Source organism: Brevundimonas sp. (assembly GCF_036399195.1).
Classification (GTDB): Bacteria; Pseudomonadota; Alphaproteobacteria; order Caulobacterales; family Caulobacteraceae; genus Brevundimonas.
The window spans coordinates 1-18,494 of sequence record NZ_DASWNO010000299.1 but is presented as its reverse complement, the minus strand read 5'-3'; the positions used below and the strand labels follow the sequence as shown (position 1 = coordinate 18,494).

Genomic DNA, 18,494 nt, shown 5'->3' with positions numbered 1-18,494 from the left:
GCCTGCGACGCCTGCGTCTCGGTGCGGCTGCCGGTTCCAGAGTTCGTCTTCTCGCGGTCCCAGCGGCGGGTGCTGAAGCGGAACGGCGATCTTTCGCGGGATCTGGTGGAGGCCGAGGCCACGACCGAGCAGTTCGACCTGTTGCGTCGCTACCTCAACCATCGCCATCCCGGCGGCGGCATGAGCGCCATGAGCTGGCTCGACTATGTCGCCATGGTCGAGGACACGGCGGTCCGCACCCATCTGATCGAATACCGCCTGCCGTCGAGCGACGGCGGCCCCGGCGACCTCGTCGGCGTCTGCCTGACCGACCTGCTCGGCGACGGGCTGTCGATGGTCTACAGCTTCTTCGAGCCGACCATGGAGGCGCGCAGCCTCGGCCGCTTCGCCATCCTGGACCATGTGCGTCAGGCCGCGGCGGTCAAGCTGCCGTTCGTCTATCTGGGCTACTGGGTCCGGGGCTCGCGCAAGATGGACTACAAGGCCGAGTTCCAGCCCATGGAGCAGCTGACGAAGCTGGGCTGGCGGTTGCTGCCTCAGCCGGCCGCGGGCACGGACGTAGAGTAGTCATCGACCAAAACGTCCTCGCCCAACCAGGGCCCTGGATCACGTCCTCCGCCGAACTTCACCAGCGCCTCGATCCGCTTCTGGATCGGGGGATGGCTGGCGAACAGGCCTTCCAGCCCCACACCGTTCGGTTGGTTGTCGAGGAACAGCTGTTGCAGCTCGTCGGGCCCCTTCAGAGAGGACCGCCCTTCCACCTTGCGGAGGGCCGAGATCATGGCGTCGGGGTTCTTGGTCAGTTCGACCGCCCCCGCGTCCGCGACATATTCACGGCTCCGCGACAGCATCATCCGGATGACGATGGCGAGCACGAAGCCGATCACCGCGAAGGCCATCCCGATCAGGATCAGCGGCATCGCGTTCTTGTTGTCTCGCCGCCCGCCGCCGCGCGAATAGATCAGGCCCCGGAACACCAGCTCCGCGATGACGCTGATGATCCCCGCGAAGATCGAGGCGATCACCATGGTCCGCACGTCCTTGTTGATGACATGGGTCAACTCGTGGCCCAGGACGGCCTCGAGTTCGTCGCGGGTCAGGGTGTTTACCAGCCCGCGGGTGACGGTGATGCTGTACTGGCCTTCGTGCAGGCCGGTGGCGAAGGCGTTCAGGCTGTCGCTTTCGATGACCCGCAGCGCCGGGGTCCTCAAGCCGCGCGAGATGGCGAGGTTTTCCAGCAGGTTGTAGAGGTCAGGCTCAGACCGTCTCTCAACCTTCCGCGCCCCGGTCATGACGTCGATCATGGCTTGGCTGCCGAAGTAGGAGATCGCGAACCAGACGGCTGCAATGCCGAAGGCCAGGGGAACGGTGCCGCCCAGCCAACTGGCGGCCAGGGCCATGTCGTCTCCCAGCCCCCGGCCCGTGCCGGGCAGGAACCCCATCCCCATCAGGATCAACTGCACCCCATACAGGATGCCGATCATCAGCACGGGAAAGGCGGCCAGCAGCAGGATCGAACGGGTGTTGTTGGCCCAGATGTGGGTCTGCAGCCCGACGGCGCCCATCAATCCGGTCCCTTACGCCGTGAAGCTGACCTTGGGCGGCGCGGCGTTCATCGTGGCCCGCTCGCCCTCGCCTACGTCGAAGAAGGGCTTGTCGGAGCCGAAGCCCACCATGCCGGCGAACAGGACGGTCGGGAACTGGCGGCGCACGGCGTTGAACTCGCCGACGGCGCTGTTGAAGAAGCGGCGCGCGGCGGCCAGCTTGTTCTCGATGTCCGACAGCTCGCGCTGCAGCTCCAGATAGTTGGTGTTGGCCTTCAGGTCCGGATAGGCCTCGGCCACGGCGAACAGTCGCCCGAGCGCGCCGGTCAGCAGGTTCTCGGCCTGAACCTTGTAGTTGACCGAGGTGGCGCCTGCCGCGGCGGCGCGGGCCTGGGTGACGGCGTCCAGCGTCCCGCGCTCATGCGAGGCGTAGCCCTTCACCGTCTCGACCAGATTGGGGATGAGGTCCTGCCGCTGCTTCAGCTGCACGTCGATGTCGGCGAACGACTGGTCCGCGCGCTGATCCAGCGCGACCAGCTTGTTGTAGGCGCCCACGATGACGAACAGGACGACGGCGACGATGACGACGATGACGATCAGGGTGGTCAGCATATCGATCTCCAACCTCGGCCGGACCTCCGGCCACCAATGGACTATCGCCCGATACGGCCACGCTGCGAAGTGAAATCGGCGTCACCTCCGGACGCCGCTGGCGCGCTGTGCTCCCGCCACGCCGCGATGGACGTCGGTTCGCGGAGGGAGCGATGGTTGGGGAGGCGCTGAGCAGCGCGTGGATCTGTCGCCATGGGCTCAACGGCGCCATCCGCCACGTTCGCTCAAGGCGAAGCATGAGCTGAGGCGCTGGGCCCCGAACGGTCGATAACAACTGCCGGAGAAGCGAGGCGGGCCAGACTGGGTCGTCTGACCCGCCTCAGGTCGTCGGAACGCTAGAACTTGTGGCGCAACGACGCAGTCCAGCGGCGACCGACATTGTCGATATAGTTGCCGGTTAGCACGCCGTTGACGCCGTCGACGCCGTTCTCGTTCGTCACATTGTCGACCACGAACTGAAGGTGGGTGTTGTCGGTAAGGTCCACCCCGAACGACAGGTCGTGGCGGGCGTAGCCGTCGAAGCGCCGGATCGGCTGGACCTCGGAGGTGATCGGCGTGCCGGCGCTCAGGATGATGGTGTCGTCCTGAATCGACGTGGTCCACCGCATGCTGTAGCGGCCGATATTGTACAGCGCCGTCAGCTGCGTCGACCAGGTCGGGTTTGCGAGCGTATTCTCCGCCGCTTGCGGCGCCGTGAACTCGTCGTCTCCAGAGACCGTGTATTCAAGAAGGTGGTAGATGTTCGCACGGAACGCGAGCGTACCCAGATCGCCATCAAGCTTCAGCAGGTCAGCCAGATCCGTCGAATAACTGACGTTGGAACTGATGGCTCGGACGCGCGTCCCGCCGAGGTTGAAGAACGGCAGCTCAAACCCGTTGGTGAAGTTGAACGTGGCGTCGCGGCGAATACCAGCGCAGCTGTTCACGCCGATATCCGCCGAGTTGTCGGGGAAGCTGGCGCTGTCGTAGCAGAATTCGGCTGCCGGCTGGGCGAGCAGCGGCCCCAAGGCTCCCGTCACCGTGATTTCGAGATAGTCCGCCGCCACGATCAGGTTCGGCAGAAACCGGGGCGTGGCGACGAATCCATAGGTGAAGGAATCGCCCGTCTCGGGATCAGATCCTGGGTGCCGGAGATCAGCCCGGTGAAGGCCGCATTGGTTGGCGTGAAGCCGTTCAGGAATGCGGCAGCGCTGGTCTGATCCGTGGCGTTGCCGTTCGCGATTACGGCGGCGGTGCAGTTGGCCCTGCGCGCCGTCGGATTGGGTCCAAGACCAATCTGCGACGGCTGACACGGATCGGCGATCGGTTAGTCGCGCCGTTCAGCCGTCATTGTAATCGTCCAGCCGGTCCGCCACGGAGTGCTCTGGCATGGGGTAAATAACCCAGCTGCCGCATCGCGCGGCTTTGCGACTGGGCAGGTGAGCGTCCGCACTCGGAACCGGTAGCGCGAATTTTAGGGCAAGAGCCGCTCGGGATGGCATCAGGTCAAACTAGCGGAACTTGCGCAGGCCCCGCGGCCCCTGCCGTCCGGCTCCAGCCCGTCTGCCCAGCCAGTCTTTCCAATCCGGCCAGTTCCGCCGCCGTCCGCCGCCGTCGACCCACTCGGGGCCATGCGCGCCGTCGAACAGGGTGACGTCGGCGAGCCCGCCCTGTTTGTAGGACTGCAGCTTGACGCCCTTGCCGCGGCCCATCTCCGGCAGCTCGGCGACGGGGAAGATCAGGGCCTTGATGTTGTCCCCGATCGCGGCGACGTGGTCGCCGGTGACCCGCAGGGCCGCGCGCATTTCGCCGTTGAGCACCTGTTTGCCGCCCCGCTTCTGGGCCAGCAATTCGTCCTCGGGGGCGATGAAGCCGTAGCCGGCCCTGGAGGCGATCAGCAGCCTGCCACCCGGCTGATGCATCAGCAGGTTCACGATCTCGGCCTTCTCGTCGAGGTCGATCATCAGGCGCAGTGGCTCGCCGTGGCCGCGCCCGGACGCCAGCTTGTCGGCGCCGACGGTGAAGATGCGGCCGTCCGAGGCCGCCACCAGCAGCTTGTCGGTCGTATAGCCGGGCACGAGGAAGGCGAGGCTGTCGCCCTCCTTGAACTTCAGCTCCGACGGGTCCTCGACCTTGCCCCTGGCGGCGCGGATCCAGCCGCGCTCTGACAGGATGACGGTGATCGCCTCACGCGGAATAAAGGCCTCGACCGAGACGAAGGCCGAGGCGGAGACGGCCTCGGCGATGGTGGTGCGTCGGGGCGAGACCAGCGCCTTGCGCACGCCCTCCAGGTCCTTGCCGATCTGTTTCCACTGTTTGGCCGGCGACGACGACAGCGATTGCAGGGCGGCAAGTTCGTCGGCCAGCGCCTTGTATTCGTTCTCGATCGTCATCTCCTCGATCCGCGCCAGCTGGCGCAGTCGGGTGTCGAGGATGAAGTCGGCCTGGAGCTCCGACAGACCAAACCGGGCGATCAGCACCGCCTTGGGATGCTCCTCCTCGCGGACGATGCGAATGACCTCGTCGAGGTTGAGGAAGACGATCCGCAGCCCTTCGAGCAGGTGCAGCCGCTTCTCGATGCGCTCGATCCGCCATGCCGCCCGGCGCACCAGCACCTCGCGCCGGTGATCGAGGAAGGCCTGTAGACAGGCTTTCAGCCCCATGACGCGCGGCGTGCCGGTGGCGTCCAGCACATTCATGTTGATGGGGAAGCGGATCTCGAGGTCCGAGAGCTTGAACAGGCTCTCCATCAGCACCTCGGGTTCCACAGTGCGCGACTTGGGCTCCAGCACCAGCCGGATGTCCTCGGCCGACTCGTCCCGGACATCGCCCAGCAGGGGCGCCTTCTTGTGTTCGATCAGGTCGGCGAGGTCGGCGATCAGCTTCGACTTCTGCACCTGGTACGGCATCTCGGTGACGATGATGCGCCAGACGCCGCGGCCCAGATCCTCGGTCTCCCAGCGGGCGCGCAGGCGCACCCCTCCCCGTCCAGTCTCATAGGCGTCGAGGATGGAGGCGTGGCCCTCAACCGCGACGCCGCCGGTCGGGAAGTCCGGGCCCGGGACGATGGTCGCCAGCTCTTGCGTCGTGGCGTCCGGCCGGTCCAGCAGCAGATGGCAGGCGGCGATCAGTTCGCCGACATTGTGCGGCGGGATCGAGGTGGCCATGCCGACCGCGATGCCCGACGAGCCGTTGGCCAGCAGATTGGGGAAACCGGCGGGCAGGACGACCGGCTCTTCGTCCTGGTCGTCATAGGTGGCCTTGAAGTCCACCGAGTCCTGGTCGATGCCGTCCATCAGCAGGACGGCGGCGGCGGTCAGCTTGCACTCGGTGTAGCGCATGGCGGCGGCGTTATCGCCGTCGATGTTGCCGAAGTTGCCTTGGCCGTCGACCAGCGGATAGCGCTGGGAAAAGTCCTGCGCCAGCCGCACCAGGGCGTCATAGATCGAGGCGTCGCCGTGCGGGTGATAGCCGCCCATGACCTCGCCGACGACCTTGGCGCATTTGCGGGCCGCGGCCTGCGGGTTCAGCCGCATCTGGTGCATGGCGTACATGATGCGCCGATGCACCGGCTTGAAGCCGTCGCGCACGTCCGGCAGGGCCCGGTTCGTGATGGTCGACAGGGCGTAGGCGAGATAGCGGCGCGACAGCGCCTCGCTCATCGGCTCGTCGACGATGCGTCCGCCTTCGGGCGTCGGGGTGTGAACGGTCATGATCCAGCGAATCGGCGAACGGAAGACCGAAGTCTAGCCTCGCCGTGGCCGCGCCGCGCCTATTCCGTGGACGGTCTCGGGGCCTTCGATGCATCCGGCGCGAACTGGTTCCCGAAGACGTCGCCCGCGTACCAGCGCGGCCGCTCCGGCGCGTCCGCGATCGAGCGGGCGATCGCCCCGTTCACTCGGGCGAACCGGACCGCTGACTCCCACATGAAGGGCATCCGCAGGTCGTCCGCCGGGCGGTGATAGCCGTTCTGGAAGAACTGCCCCCACGCCGCCTCGCCGCCGTTCGCGTAGCCGGTCGCCAGCATGACCGATGGAACCCCGGCCTTGACGAAGGAATAGTGGTCGGAGCGGGTGAAAACGCCCTGGGTCGGCATGGGATCGGGGGACAGGGTCAGCCCGTCGGCGCGGGCGGCGGCATCCACCAGGGGTCCCAGCGTCGAGTGATCTGATCCGAACGCCACCAGATCGGTGAAGGCGTAGGTCAGGATGGGCATGTCGAGATTGACGTTGGCCACGACCCTGTTCGCCGCGACGACCGGATTTTCCGCCAAGTATTCCGAACCCAGCAGGCCCATCTCTTCCGCGGTCAGGGCCACGACCATGACCGAGCGGCGCGGGCGGTCGGCCATCAACGACCGCGCCGCTTCGAGCATGATCGACACGCCCCCGGCGTTGTCGAGCGCGCCGTTGTTTACGCGGTCGTCCCCCTGCTCCTCCAGACCGAGGTGATCGAGGTGGGCCGTCAGCATCACCACCTCGTCCCTCACCGTCGGATCGGAGCCGGAGATGAGGCCGATGACGTTGGCGCTCTGGATGTCCTCGCGCGTCGTATGAACGTCGAACGCAGCCGTGCCGTTCAGCCGGAAGCCGCGCGGGCGGGCGTCGGGGGCGGCGGCCTCGGCCCGGAGCTGGGCGTAGGAGCGGCGTGCGCCCGCGAACAGCGCGTCGGCGGCGGCTCCGGTAAGATACCCACCGACCACCAGGCCGTCGGCTTCGTCATAGGGGGCGGCTTCGGGCGTGGCCCAGCTTCTTGACGCCTGCCGCGCGGCCATGGCCACGCCGTTGCTGAAGGCGTTCATCCCGGCGTCCGACTTGGCGATCGTGATGAAGCCGACCGCCCCGCGCGCCGCCGCCATGCGCCGCTTGCTGTCGCCGAGGAAGGCGGCGTTCTCGCCCGTCATGCCGGTCGGCGTGCCCGACAGGACCACCACGATCTTCCCGCGCACGTCCAGGCCCCGATAGTCATCCATGCCCAGCTCCGGGGCGTCGAGGCCGTAGCCGACGAACACCAGAGGAGCGGACTTCACGACATGGCCGGCGTCCCGTCCGGGCGTGACAGCGAGATCGCGGCCGTGCGTCCAGACGACCGGCTGTCCGCGCCGCGGCGTGAAGGTCACGGTCGCGCCCTGTTCGGCGACGCGGGTGGCGGTGACGGTGACCGGCTGCAGCCACGATCCGTCTGGGCCGCCTGGGACCATGCCCATGGCCTCCATCCGCGTGCGGACGTAGAGCGCGGCCAGATCATAGCCGCGCTCGCCTGCCTCCCGGCCCTCGACCGCGTCGTCGGCCAGGAAGGCGACATCGGCCCGGATACGGGCTTCCGCGGCCGCGTCGGCGATCGCCGCCGGCGATTGAGCCGCTGCTAGGTCGGCGGCGCCGAGGCTCAGGCTCAGGGCCAGCGCGAGGCTGGAGACGACGAGACGCTTCATGGATTCCCCTCCGATGGTCGCCGATGGCTAGCAGGGCCGGCGATCAAAGGCGATCCGCTTCGGCCAGCTTGTCCAGCATCCAAACCCGTGCCGACGGCAGCGGCCGGTTCAGGGGGTGGAAGACGAACTGCTCGAGGAAATGGCCGGTCAGGTCGAAGCCTGCGCGAACATCGCCCGCTCTCAGCCCCGCCTGCGCCCCAAGCATGAACGGCGGCAGGGTCAGCAGCTTGTCGGCATACGGCGCGCCCGCCGTGGCCGAGACGGCCCGGCCAGTCCGTGGGCTGACCCACACCAGCTCGTCCATGCCCCCGGAGACCGCGCAGCGGCTCAGGTCGAGGCCGAAGCCGAGGTCCTCCAGCAGTCCCGCCTCGAACCGAACGAACACCGCCGGCCAGACGTCCGGCACGGCGAAGGCTCCCATCAAAGCCTCGAAGGCCAGGAAGGCCCCCGGGTGCGGCTCCCGCTCCGGAAGCGCGCCCTGCGCCACGGCCGCCGCGGCGGCGAGGCCGCCCAGAGCGAGGGGATCATCAAACAAGGCGCTGGGCCCCTCACCCATCGGCTCCAGCCGAGCCGAACCAAGGTGGTCGGAGGTCCGGGCGCGGTAGTCGGCTGAGACCCTCGCTCCGGCCTGCAGGAACGGCTTCATCTTGCGGGACGCGCCGCCGGCGACATAGGCGGCGCGGCGTCCGTGATTCTCGGTCAGCAGTTCCGCCACCACGCCCGTGTCGCCGTGCGGCCGCGCGGACAGGACGAAGGCGTCGTCGGTGAAATCCATCGCTTCCGTTAGCCCGTCGGGCGCGTGTTGGCGATATGTTCCGCGTCGGCCGGACTAGTCAGCGGCGCGGATAGCGGCCACGACGGCGTCCGCCTTCTCGTTGGGCACTGCGAAGCTCAGCACATACTGCTCGATCCTCCAGCCCTCGGGCGTGAGCCGCAGCACGCCGGAGCCGCGGGTCTGGCCGTAGTTGGCGTTCGTCAGCTTTTCCTCAAACCAGGCGATGCACCTGCACTCGATCGGGGCGATCGTGATCGTCCGCTCGGCAGCCGGATAGGACCAGCCGTTGCCGCGCGCGAAGTGCGGCTCGGCATAGGCGCGGAACTCAGCCAATGGCCAATGCTCGCTCGCGTCCGTTCCGACGAACCGCGCGTCAGGGGTGAACAGGGAGAAATAAGCCGCGCCGTCGGCGGCCGTCGAGGCGGCGTTGAGGCGATCCAGAACATCGGCGACTTCCGCCTCGGCGGTTCCGGGCGTCTGGATCAGCAGGGTGAGGGCAAGGAGGGAACCGATCATGTGCGGCACCCTACTCCTTCGGCCGGCATAACCAAGTCGCCAGAGCCAGGGCGGTCGCGGGGGGCTCGCTGCTGCGGCTAGTCTCCGGTTTCCTGCGGCGGGAACACGCCCGGCTTCAGCGCCTTCGCGACCGCCAGCAGGTTGCGCGCGGCGTTGCGGGCCAGCCGGTCCGCGTAGTCGTGGGCCCGGTCCGTCTCCAGATAGTCCGGGCCCGGACCCGGTCCGAGGTGCCAGTAGGTCCAGCTCTGCCCCGGCACGGTGAAGCCGATGTCGATGAGGGCCTGACAGACCGTGCCGACGATGTGGTGGGCGCCGTCCTCGTTCCCGGTGACGACCACGCCCCCGACCTTGTTCATGGCCACGCCTCGGCCGTCCTGGTCGGTCTCGGACAGCATGGCGTCCATCCGCTCCAGTGCCCGCATGCAGACGCTGGACTGCTGACCCAGCCAAGTCGGGGTGGCGACGACTAGGATGTCGGCGTCGACGATCTTGTCGTGCACCGCCGGCCAGTCGTCCCCCTCGCCCTGATCGGTCTTCACGCCGGGCTTGATGTTCAGGTCCACCAGCCGGATCAGCTCCGTGCTCGCGCCACCCTTCTCCAGTTCGGCCGTCATCACCCTGGCGAGCGCCTCCGTGCTCGACGCCTCCGGGGAGGTCTTCAGGGTGCAGCTCAGGATGACGGCGCGCATCGGCGGATCCTTGTGTCGGGTGGCAGACCGAACGGTTGCGCCGCGGCCTCGTTCCGGCACGTTTAACCGCGAGGTTGACAACGACCACTCTGTCGTTCATTTAACCGGACGGTTACATAAGAAGCGCCCGATGGAATCCGACCCCCTCTCCGCCCAGTTCGCCGCCCTGGCCGACCCGACCCGTCGGGCTATCCTGGCGCGGCTGACGCAGGGCGAGGCCAGCGTCAACGAACTCGCCGCGCCCTTCGACATCAGCCTGCCGGCCGTGTCGAAGCATCTGAAGGTGCTGGAGAAGGCCGGGCTGATCAGCCGCGGCAAAGAGGCCCAGTGGCGCCCGGCCCGGCTCGAGCCGATGGCGCTCAAGGGCATCGCCGAGTGGCTGGAACACTACCGCCGCTACTGGGACAAGAGCTTCGACCGCCTCGACGCCTACCTGAAGAACATCCAGAAGGGAGACCCCCGTGGCCCAAGAAACTGAAACCTCTCATCGCCCTTCGGGCGGCGAGCCCGATCCCTGCGTCGCCACTGGCGCGCACCGTCATGAGCTGGTGCTCGAGCGCACGCTGGATGGCGCGCCGGAGAACATCTGGCGGGCCTGGACGACGCCCGAAATCCTACAGCAGTGGTTCTGTCCCAAGCCTTGGTCGATAACCGATGCCGTGATCGAACCCGAGGTCGGCGGCCGCTTCGCCTTCACCATGCATGGGCCGAACGGCGAGGTGATGCCGAACGACGGCGTCTTCCTGCTGGTCGAGCCGAAGCGCCGCTGGATCACCACCGACGCCTTCGTGAAGGGCTGGTTGCCGGCCGGCCTGCCCTTCATGTCCGCCGAGGTCGCGCTGACGCCCTTGCCGGACGGGAGGACCCGCTACGTCGCCACCGCCCGGCACTGGAACGAGGCGACGATGAAGCAGCACGAGGCCATGGGCTTCCAGGACGGCTGGGGCACGGTCGCCGACCAGTTGAACGCCCTGCTGAAGACGCTCTGACATGTCGTTGGCCGAGATCGCCCTGCCGGACCTGCCGCCGCTGCTGCCGCACCGACTGCACATGACGCGAACATTCGCGGCGCCGCGAGCTCTGGTGTGGGCCGCATGGACCCGGCCCGAGATGCGCGTCAACTGGATGGGTCCGGTCGAGTGGCCGATGGTCTGCGGGAGCAACGATCTGCGCGTCGCCGGCGAGTGGCGGGCCTGTCTCCGATCCGTCGAGACGGGCGAGGACCTGTGGCAGGGCGGGCACTACCGCGAGGTCGTGGAGCCGTCGCGGCTGGTCTTCACCTTCCGCTGGGACGAGAGCCACGAGGACGGCCCGCCCGCCGACACCCTGGTCACCGTCGAACTGCACGAGACGACCGACGGGCGCACTCGCATGGACTTCACCCACGAGGGCCTGAAGTCCGAGCGAAGCCGGACGGGCCACGAGTACGGCTGGAACTCCACCCTGGACCGGCTGGAAGCCTGGCTCGCCGCCAACCCCGGCTGACGCGACACATTTCACGAGAGGAGCCGACCATGAAGATCGTCACCAGCCTCAGCTTCCGCGGCCAGTGCCGCGAGGCGTTCGAGTTCTACGCCAAGGTTCTCGGCGGCAAGATCACCGCCGCCATGCCCTATGGCGACGGACCGCCAGACATGCCCGTGCCGCCGCACTACAAGGACTGGCTGATGCACTGCTGGATGGACATTGGCGACCAGTCGCTGATGGGCGCCGACATGGACGTCGAGTGGGCCCCGAACATCGACAAGCCGAAGAACGGCTTCGATGTCAGCCTTCACAGTCAGGACCCGGCGGAGGCCCGCCGCTGGTTCGATGCCTTGTTGGAGGGCGGCAAGGTCACCATGCCCTTCGGCGAGACCTTTTGGTCGCCCGGGTACGGCGGGCTGGTGGACCGGTTCGGCGTGCCATGGATGGTCAACACCATCCCCGGCGAAGGCTGGACGCCCAAGGCTTGACGCTCAAGGAGGGGGCGCGCCGCCGCGTCCCCTCGCCTCCCTTTGGAGACGTGACATGCGCACGATAAGAACCGCCACCTTCGTTTCGATGGACGGAGTCATGCAGGCGCCCGGCGGGCCGACGGAAGACCCGCGGGGCGGGTTCCGCTTCGGCGGCTGGACCTTCACCTTCTGGGACGAAAAGCTCGGCCAACTGATGGATCGGGCCATGGGCGAGGACTACGACCTGCTGCTCGGCCGCTGCACCTATGAGATCTTCGCCGCCTTCTGGCCGCATCAGGACGACGAGATCGGCCGCACCTTCAACGCGGTGAACAAGTACGTCGCGGCCGGCGCGGAGACTCCGCTCGACTGGGCTCACAGCCACCGACTGGAGGGCGACGTGATCGAGGCGGTCCGGCGGCTGAAGGAGACCGAAGGCCGCGACCTGCTGATCCAGGGGTCCAGCGAGCTGATCCACGCCCTGCTGGCCCATGACCTTATCGACCAGCTGACGATCCTCACCTTCCCGGTTGTGCTGGGCACGGGGCGACGGCTGTTCGACCAGGGCTCCCGGCCTCACGCCTGGACGGTGGAGAGCAGCGACGTGTCGTCCACCGGCGTTGTCGTGGCCACCTATCGGCTCGGGGGCGAGGTGCCCGTCGGCTCGTTCGCCAACGGTGATCCCAGCAAGGCCGAACTCCGGCGGCGCGAACGCTGGGCCGGTGACGTCTAGCGCCGCAGCATCGTCGTCGGGAAGGGTCGTCCCAGCGCTTCGGCCATCCCCTGCTGCGACAGCAGGAACACCTGCTCGCGCTGGTGATAGTTGTTGGACAGGACGATGACCGTCACGTCCGCGTCCGGCTGGTGGGTCATCATGTTGCGAAAGCCCGACCAGCTGCCGGTGTGATAGATCTGGCGGTCCTCGAACGGCGGATCGACCTGCCGCCCGAGGCTGTTCGAGAACAGGCCGAAACCCCAGTCCCGTCGGGGCCGCCCGCGTTCGGAGGGCGTATCGGCCGGGGCGTGGTCGGCGATCATCATGCCGTAGCTGCGCTCGCTCAGGATCTTTCCGCCGTGCAGGGCCCGTTCCCAGACCAGCAGGTCGTCCAGCGTCGAGTACAGCGCCCCCGCGGCGAAGATGATGCTGACGTTGGCGTCGGGCTGAGGCGAGGGCGCGCCGCGGGTCAGGTTGGCGTAGCCCATCACGACGTCTGAGGCGCCGTCGTCGTAGCCGGTGTCGTTCATGCCGAGCGGATCGAAGAACGCCTGCCGCAGATAGTCCTGCAGCGTCAGCTCCGTCGCCGCCTCGACGACCGCGCCGAGCAGGTTGTAGCCCGCGTTGTTGTACCGGACCTTTGTTCCCGGCGGGAACTGAAGCCCGTACTTCTTTGAATCTTCTGTAAGTTCAGCAGGTGTCGCCGGGGTCACGCGGCGGACGCCCCAAGCCGGCCGCGCCATCAGATCGGGCACGCCCGAGGAATGCGACAGCAGGTGATGCAGCCGGATCGGCTCCCAGGCGGCGGGGCATGGCTGGATCCATTTGCACAGGGGATCGTCGACCGACAGCACGCCGTCGTCCTGCAGCTTCATGATGGCCACCGCCGTGAACTGCTTGCTGACCGAGGCTAGCCGGAAGCGGGAGTTCAGCTGCAGCGTCGCGCCGGTCGCACGGTCGGCGTAGCCATGGACCTGTCGGAACAGAACCTCGTCGCCGCGGGCCACCAGGACGCCGCCGGTGAACTGGCCGGAGGCGCCCCAGCGGTCCAGCTGTTCCTTCAGCATCGGCAGGGTCTCGACCACCTCGACAGGCGGACGCGGGGCCGCCGCCTCCGCCTCGGGCGCGGCGGCGGACGGTCGGACGCTGATCCAGCCGATCAGCCCCGCGACGGCGACGAGCAGCACCGTGACGAGGACCACGATGGTCAGCCGCGGATGGCCGCCGGAATGTCTGGGAACGTGGAACACCGCTGCCGCTAGACGTCGAAGTCCAGCCCGAACTGGGCGTAGAGCGCGCGGGAGTCCTGCCACTTCGGATCGACCTTGACGGTCAGGAACAGGTGGACCTGCCGGTCGAGCAGTTCGGTGAGTTCTTCACGCGACTTCTGGCCGATCCATTTCAGCGTCTGACCGCCCTTGCCGAGCACGATCGGCCGCTGGCTCTCGCGCTCGACATAGATGGTCTGCTCGATCCGCGCGGACCCGTCCGGCCGGTCCTCGAAGGCCGTGGTTTCCACCGCCGCCGAATAGGGCAGCTCCTCGTGGACCCGCAGATAGACCTTCTCGCGGGTGATCTCGGCCGCCAGCACTCGCATCGGCACATCCGCGGACTGGTCTTCAGGGTATAGCCACGGCCCGTTCGGCATGGCGCGGGCCAGCCGCTGCTTCAGATCGTCGACGCCGTCTCCGCTAAGGGCCGAGATCATATAGACCTCGGAGTAGACCCCCGTATCGAACATGGCCTGAGAGAGGGCCAACAGGGTGTCGCGGCGCATCCCGTCGATCTTGTTCAGCGCAAGGATGACCTGCTTTCCCGCCGCCTTCAGGGCGGCGATGATCGTCTCCGTGTCCTCGGCCGAACGACGATCGGCGGCCTGGCCTTCCTTGCCCTCGGCGGCGATGTGGGAGGCGGCGTCGATCAGGTGCACCACCACGTCGGCGTCGTCGGCCCCTCCCCAGGCCGAGGCGACCATGGCGCGATCCAGCCGCCGGCGCGGCGTGAAGATTCCGGGCGTGTCGACCAGCACGATCTGGGAGTCGTCCTCCATGGCGATCCCGCGCACCGGGAAGCGCGTGGTCTGGACCTTCTGCGTGACGATCGAGACCTTGGTCCCGGTCAGGCGATTGACCAGCGTCGACTTGCCCGCATTGGGCGCGCCGATGATGGCGGCGAAGCCGGCCCGCTGGTTTTGTGCTTCGGTCAAATCACGCCTTCACGCTGCAGCAGGCCGATCGCGGCCGCCTTCTCCGCGTCCTGACGCGAACGGCCTTGTGCGGTCAAGGGCGGATATCCGGCCACGGTCACTTCAACGCTGAACGTCGGCGCGTGATCCGAGCCCTTGCGGTCGACGATGCGGTAGGTCGGGAGCGCCTTGCCTTGGCCCAGCGCCCACTCCTGCAGCGCCGATTTCGGGTTGCTGAGCGCCTTGCGCGGCGGCGCCGCCAGCTCCTCCGCCCAGGCCTTCTCGAACACGGTGCGGGCGGCGTCATAGCCGCCGTCCAGCCAGACCGCGGCCAGCAGGGCCTCCATGGCGTCGCCGAGAACGCCCTCCCGCCTGCGGCCGCCCTGTTTGGCCTCTCCGGGCGAAAGGCGCAGCGCTTCGCCAACGCCGAGGGTCTCCGCCGCGCGGGCGCAGGCCGCCTTGTCGACCAGCGCGTGCAGGCGGGCGGACATGTCGCCCTCATCGGCCTCGGGGAAGTCGCGCATGAGCCGGTCGGCGGTCAGCAGGCCTAGCACCCGGTCGCCGAGGAACTCCAGCCGCTGGTTGTCGGCGAAGGGCCGGCCGCGCGCGTCGCGCTCGGCCCCCTCCCCCACGCTGGCGTGGGTCAGGGCCAGTTCCAGCAGGGCGGGCTCGCGAAACTCGTGACCGAGCCGACGCGACAGCGCGCGAACAGCCTCGGCCCGCCGGTCCGCCATCAGTCGAGGACGGTGAAGAACCGGCTCGGACGGATCTTCTGGAACCAGCTGACCGGGTTCCACAGCGAGGCGCCGGGTTGCCAGGAGAACAGGATGATCTCGGCCTTGCCGATCAGGTTCTCGGAGGGGACGAGGCCGACGCCCTGGGATTCATCGACGCGGCTGTCGATCGAGTTGTCGCGGTTGTCGCCCATCATGAAATAGTGGCCGGCCGGCACCTCGAACACGGGCGTGTCGTCCAGATCGTTGCCAGGGCCGAAGTCCTGAACCGTGATCGTCTTCCCGCCCGGAAGGGTCTCGCGCATCTTCACGACCGGCATGCCGAACATGTTGGCCGCGTCCCCGCGGCTGACCACGACATCGCGGACGGGCGCTCCGTTGATGTGCAGCACGTTGTTGATCATCTGGACCCGGTCGCCCGGCAGACCGATCAGACGCTTGATGTAGTCGGTGTTGTTATCGCGCGGCAGCTTGAACACGACCACGTCGCCGCGCTTCGGCTCCTTGGCCATGATACGGCCCTCGAACAGCGGGGGGCTGAACGGGATCGAGTGTTTCGAATAGCCGTAGCTCCACTTCGAGACGACGATGTAGTCGCCCTCGTACAGGTTGGGCTCCATCGAGGCGGACGGGATGGTGAAGGGCTGGAACAGGACGACGCGCAGGACGAAGGCGATCAGCAGCGCGAAAACGATCGTCTTCACGAACTCCAGGGTCTCGTTGCCGCCGCCGTCCTTGCTCTTCGTGCGCCGCCCCTTGGGACCGTCGGCGCCGTAGACCGGCGTGGACTTCACATCCTTGAACGGCGCGTCGCGGCGGGTGTCTGCGGGCGCGGAGTCGTGCGGCTTGTGGTCGTCGCTCATGTCGGTTTCGGTTCCCCGCCGCTGGCCGCGGTCTTGCTGCGCCAGCGGTATAACGTGATCAAGACCTCGGCAAGGCTTCGATCACGACGAAGGCGAGGGCGTACGGATGCTCATCGCTCAGGGTCAGGTGGATGTTCGGCGCGTGCCCTTCGGGCATGAGACGCTCCAGATGCTCGGCGGCGTGCCCAGTCAACACAAGCGTCGGCCGGCCGGATCGCTGGTTCACCACGCCCATGTCGCGCCAGTAGACGTCCGCCCGCATGCCGGTGCCCAGCGCCTTTGCACAGGCCTCCTTGGCTGCGAAGCGCTTTGCGTAGCTCCAGGCCGGGTCCGGCTTACGGTCTGAGCGGGCGCGCTCGAGGTCGGTGAAGCAGCGCGCCTTGAACCGTTCGCCGAAGCGGTCGAGCGAGCTCTGAATGCGGCGGATGTCGCAGAGGTCGGCGCCCACGCCGATGATCACGTCGCCGCCTCCATCGCCGCCCGCATGCGGTGAATGGCGGTTGTCAGCCCGACGAACACCGCCTCCCCGATCAGGAAGTGCCCGATGTTCAGTTCGCGGACCTCGGGGATCGCCAGCATGTGCGCGGCGGTGACGTAGTCGAGCCCGTGACCGGCGTGGACCTCCAGGCCAAGGTCGGCGGCCTGGGCTGCGGCGGACTCCAGTCGGGCGAACTCGACCGTGCGGTCGTCGCCGCCCAGATGGCAGTAGCGGCCAGTATGAAGCTCGACGACCTGGGCCCCCACGGCGTGCGCGGCTGCGATCTGGTCAGCGCTGGGTTCGACGAACAGCGACACCCGCATGCCTGCAGCAGCCAGGCGGCGCACGACCGGCTCGATGCGGGCCTCGTGACCGGCGACGGCCAGCCCCCCCTCGGTCGTCACCTCCTCGCGCCGCTCAGGCACCAGACAGGCGGCGTGCGGACGGTGCCGCAGGGCGATGTCCAGCATCTCGTCGGTCACGGCCATCTCAAGGTTCAGCGGCCGCCCGGCTTCGGCGCAAAGGGCGCTCAGGGCCTCGATGTCGCGGTCGGTGATGTGGCGCCGGTCCTCGCGCAGGTGAGCGGTGATCCCGTCGGCTCCGGCGGCCAGAGCTTCCCGCGCCGCCCGCACCGGGTCCGGATGAACCCCGCCGCGCGCGTTCCGAACGGTGGCGACATGGTCGATATTGACGCCCAGTCTGACCGGCGTGACCATCGCCCTACCCCTTGCTCGCGAGCCGGCGGCTGCCCGGATCCTCGACCGGCAGCGCCGCAAGCTCCGGCGGCAGGGCGTCCGCCGCATAGGCCGGCACGTCCAGCGTCGCCAGCGCCACCAGGGGAACGCCGACATCCGCCCGACCGCCCGAGCGGTCGACGATGCAGGCCGCGGCGACCACCGTCCCGCCCGTCGCCTCGATCGCGGCGATGCACTCACGCGAGCTCAGACCGGTCGTGACGATGTCCTCCACCATCACCACCCGCTGCCCGGGCTCGACGTGGAAGCCCCGGCGAAGCTTGAACGCGCCCCCCTCGCGCTCCACGTACATGGAAGGCACGCCGAGCCAGCGGGCGGTCTCGTAGCCGGGTATGATGCCGCCGACCGCCGGCGAAATCGCCACGTCCACTGGACCGACGGCGGCGGTGATCTTTTGCGCCAGCGCCTTGCACAGCCGCGCACAGCGCTCGGCGTCCATGAACACCAGGTTCTTCTGCAGGAAGACCGGGCTGTGCAGGCCCGAGGACAGGACGAAATGTCCCTCGCGCAGGGCGCCCACGCCGCGGAACTCGTTCAGGACGTCGTCTGAGGTCATGCGCCGCTCATATCCCGTCTCCCGCGATGGGAGAAGGCGCCGCCTAGCCGCGGGCGCGCTCGACGGTATCGACAGACGGATTGGTCCGCAGCGCCGCCATGATGGCCGTGGCGTGCTTGGCGTCCTCGACCTCCATGTCGATGTCGACGTCGAAGAAGTCCTGCTGCCGGTGGCTCATGACCAGGTTCAGGATGTTTCCGCCGGCCTCGCCGATGATGGTCGCCACCTGCCCCAGCACGCCGGGGGCGTTCTTGATCGTGGCCCGCACGCGCGCCGCCGCGACCGCCCCCTGCTCCGCCTGCGGCGTCCATTGCAGGTCCTGCCAAACCGAATCGTCGTCGGCGAACTCGGCCAGCTTCTGGCAGTCGATGGTGTGAACCGTCAGCCCGGCCTCCGGTTCGAGGATGCCCACGATCCGGTCGCCCGGCACGGGCGAGCAGCAGTGGCCGAAATGGACGCTGACGCCGGGGGTCAAGCCGCCGCCTCGTACAAACAGCCGCGCCTGTTCGTCGCCGATCCGCTTGCGATCCGGCCCGGCCTTCAGCCGCCCCTTCAGCGCCGGGAAGAGGGTCTCGCCCACCTTGGCCGCCGACAGACGGCCGCGGCCGATGGCTTCGTACAGATCGTCTTCACCGCCGAACGACAGCGTCTCGAGCGCCGCCTTCAGCGACACCTCTGCCAAGGCCTTGCCGGCGCGCGACAGCGTCTGCTCCAGCGTCGCGCGG

22 protein-coding genes are annotated in these 18,494 nt (G+C 68.0%); 6 read left to right on the top strand and 16 right to left on the bottom strand.

What is annotated here, in order from left to right; genetic code table 11:
- On the top strand, positions 1-567 hold a 567-nt coding region (locus tag VGB60_RS13190), incomplete at its 5' end, for an arginyltransferase (protein ID WP_331038708.1).
- Here VGB60_RS13190 and VGB60_RS13185 read toward each other — a convergent pair.
- The 8 genes from VGB60_RS13185 to VGB60_RS13150 form a co-directional block, all read right to left on the bottom strand.
- Positions 537-1,565, bottom strand: a complete 1,029-nt coding sequence (locus VGB60_RS13185) for a M48 family metallopeptidase (protein ID WP_331038707.1) — start codon at positions 1,563-1,565, stop codon at positions 537-539. The genes VGB60_RS13190 and VGB60_RS13185 overlap by 31 nt on opposite strands.
- Positions 1,566-1,577: 12 nt before the next feature.
- The gene (locus VGB60_RS13180; protein WP_331038706.1) at positions 1,578-2,156 is read right to left on the bottom strand and encodes a LemA family protein; all 579 of its coding nucleotides are present in this window, start codon (positions 2,154-2,156) and stop codon (positions 1,578-1,580) included.
- 335 nt (positions 2,157-2,491) lie between these two features.
- The gene (locus tag VGB60_RS13175) at positions 2,492-3,448 is read right to left on the bottom strand and encodes a TonB-dependent receptor domain-containing protein (RefSeq protein ID WP_331038705.1); all 957 of its coding nucleotides are present in this window, start codon (positions 3,446-3,448) and stop codon (positions 2,492-2,494) included.
- Between the two features lie 198 nt (positions 3,449-3,646).
- Positions 3,647-5,848, bottom strand: a complete 2,202-nt coding sequence (parC, locus tag VGB60_RS13170; RefSeq protein ID WP_331038704.1) for a DNA topoisomerase IV subunit A — start codon at positions 5,846-5,848, stop codon at positions 3,647-3,649.
- Between the two features lie 59 nt (positions 5,849-5,907).
- Complete coding sequence (locus VGB60_RS13165; RefSeq protein WP_331038703.1) at positions 5,908-7,566, bottom strand: M20/M25/M40 family metallo-hydrolase; 1,659 nt, start codon at positions 7,564-7,566, stop codon at positions 5,908-5,910.
- Between the two features lie 43 nt (positions 7,567-7,609).
- Complete coding sequence (gene recO / locus VGB60_RS13160) at positions 7,610-8,341, bottom strand: DNA repair protein RecO (protein ID WP_331038702.1); 732 nt, start codon at positions 8,339-8,341, stop codon at positions 7,610-7,612.
- Positions 8,342-8,395: 54 nt separating this feature from the next.
- Entirely contained in the window at positions 8,396-8,857 is a 462-nt protein-coding gene (locus tag VGB60_RS13155) for a nuclear transport factor 2 family protein (RefSeq protein ID WP_331038701.1), read from the bottom strand.
- A 77-nt stretch (positions 8,858-8,934) separates the two neighbouring features.
- Positions 8,935-9,546 (bottom strand): flavodoxin family protein, encoded by a 612-nt coding sequence (locus tag VGB60_RS13150; protein WP_331038700.1) that lies wholly within the window; start codon positions 9,544-9,546, stop codon positions 8,935-8,937.
- Between the two features lie 130 nt (positions 9,547-9,676).
- Here VGB60_RS13150 and VGB60_RS13145 point away from each other — a divergent pair, with 130 nt between their 5' ends.
- From VGB60_RS13145 to VGB60_RS13125, 5 genes are read left to right on the top strand one after another with little or no spacing between them, the layout of a single operon-like run.
- The gene (locus tag VGB60_RS13145; protein ID WP_331038699.1) at positions 9,677-10,024 is read left to right on the top strand and encodes a metalloregulator ArsR/SmtB family transcription factor; all 348 of its coding nucleotides are present in this window, start codon (positions 9,677-9,679) and stop codon (positions 10,022-10,024) included.
- Positions 10,008-10,535, top strand: a complete 528-nt coding sequence (locus VGB60_RS13140) for an SRPBCC family protein (protein ID WP_331038698.1) — start codon at positions 10,008-10,010, stop codon at positions 10,533-10,535. Before VGB60_RS13145 ends, VGB60_RS13140 begins: the two co-directional genes overlap by 17 nt.
- A 1-nt stretch (position 10,536) precedes the next feature.
- Entirely contained in the window at positions 10,537-11,031 is a 495-nt protein-coding gene (locus tag VGB60_RS13135) for an SRPBCC domain-containing protein (RefSeq protein WP_331038697.1), read from the top strand.
- 29 nt (positions 11,032-11,060) lie between these two features.
- Positions 11,061-11,501, top strand: coding sequence for a VOC family protein (locus tag VGB60_RS13130; RefSeq protein WP_331038696.1), 441 nt, complete (start codon positions 11,061-11,063; stop codon positions 11,499-11,501).
- Between the two features lie 55 nt (positions 11,502-11,556).
- Positions 11,557-12,216, top strand: coding sequence for a dihydrofolate reductase family protein (locus VGB60_RS13125; protein ID WP_331038695.1), 660 nt, complete (start codon positions 11,557-11,559; stop codon positions 12,214-12,216).
- Here the strand turns inward: VGB60_RS13125 and VGB60_RS13120 are convergent.
- The 8 genes from VGB60_RS13120 to VGB60_RS13085 all read right to left on the bottom strand — a co-directional run.
- Positions 12,213-13,448 (bottom strand): serine hydrolase domain-containing protein, encoded by a 1,236-nt coding sequence (locus VGB60_RS13120; RefSeq protein WP_331038694.1) that lies wholly within the window; start codon positions 13,446-13,448, stop codon positions 12,213-12,215. The two genes, VGB60_RS13125 and VGB60_RS13120, sit on opposite strands and share 4 nt — an antisense overlap.
- An 8-nt stretch (positions 13,449-13,456) precedes the next feature.
- A complete protein-coding gene (era, locus tag VGB60_RS13115) occupies positions 13,457-14,404 on the bottom strand; it encodes a GTPase Era (RefSeq protein WP_331038693.1) in 948 nt (315 codons plus the stop codon).
- Positions 14,401-15,117, bottom strand: a complete 717-nt coding sequence (gene rnc / locus VGB60_RS13110; RefSeq protein ID WP_331038692.1) for a ribonuclease III — start codon at positions 15,115-15,117, stop codon at positions 14,401-14,403. Before rnc ends, era begins: the two co-directional genes overlap by 4 nt.
- Positions 15,117-15,980 carry a signal peptidase I gene (gene lepB / locus VGB60_RS13105; protein WP_331038691.1) on the bottom strand — a complete coding sequence of 288 codons (864 nt, stop codon included), beginning with the start codon at positions 15,978-15,980 and terminating at the stop codon, positions 15,117-15,119. Before lepB ends, rnc begins: the two co-directional genes overlap by 1 nt.
- Positions 15,981-16,038: 58 nt before the next feature.
- Positions 16,039-16,440 (bottom strand): holo-ACP synthase, encoded by a 402-nt coding sequence (acpS, locus tag VGB60_RS13100; protein WP_331038690.1) that lies wholly within the window; start codon positions 16,438-16,440, stop codon positions 16,039-16,041.
- Complete coding sequence (locus tag VGB60_RS13095; RefSeq protein WP_331038689.1) at positions 16,437-17,174, bottom strand: pyridoxine 5'-phosphate synthase; 738 nt, start codon at positions 17,172-17,174, stop codon at positions 16,437-16,439. Before VGB60_RS13095 ends, acpS begins: the two co-directional genes overlap by 4 nt.
- A gap of 4 nt (positions 17,175-17,178) precedes the next feature.
- A complete protein-coding gene (gene pyrE, locus VGB60_RS13090) occupies positions 17,179-17,769 on the bottom strand; it encodes an orotate phosphoribosyltransferase (protein ID WP_331038688.1) in 591 nt (196 codons plus the stop codon).
- 43 nt (positions 17,770-17,812) lie between these two features.
- On the bottom strand, positions 17,813-18,494 hold a 682-nt coding region (locus VGB60_RS13085; protein WP_331038687.1), incomplete at its 5' end, for a RelA/SpoT AH/RIS domain-containing protein.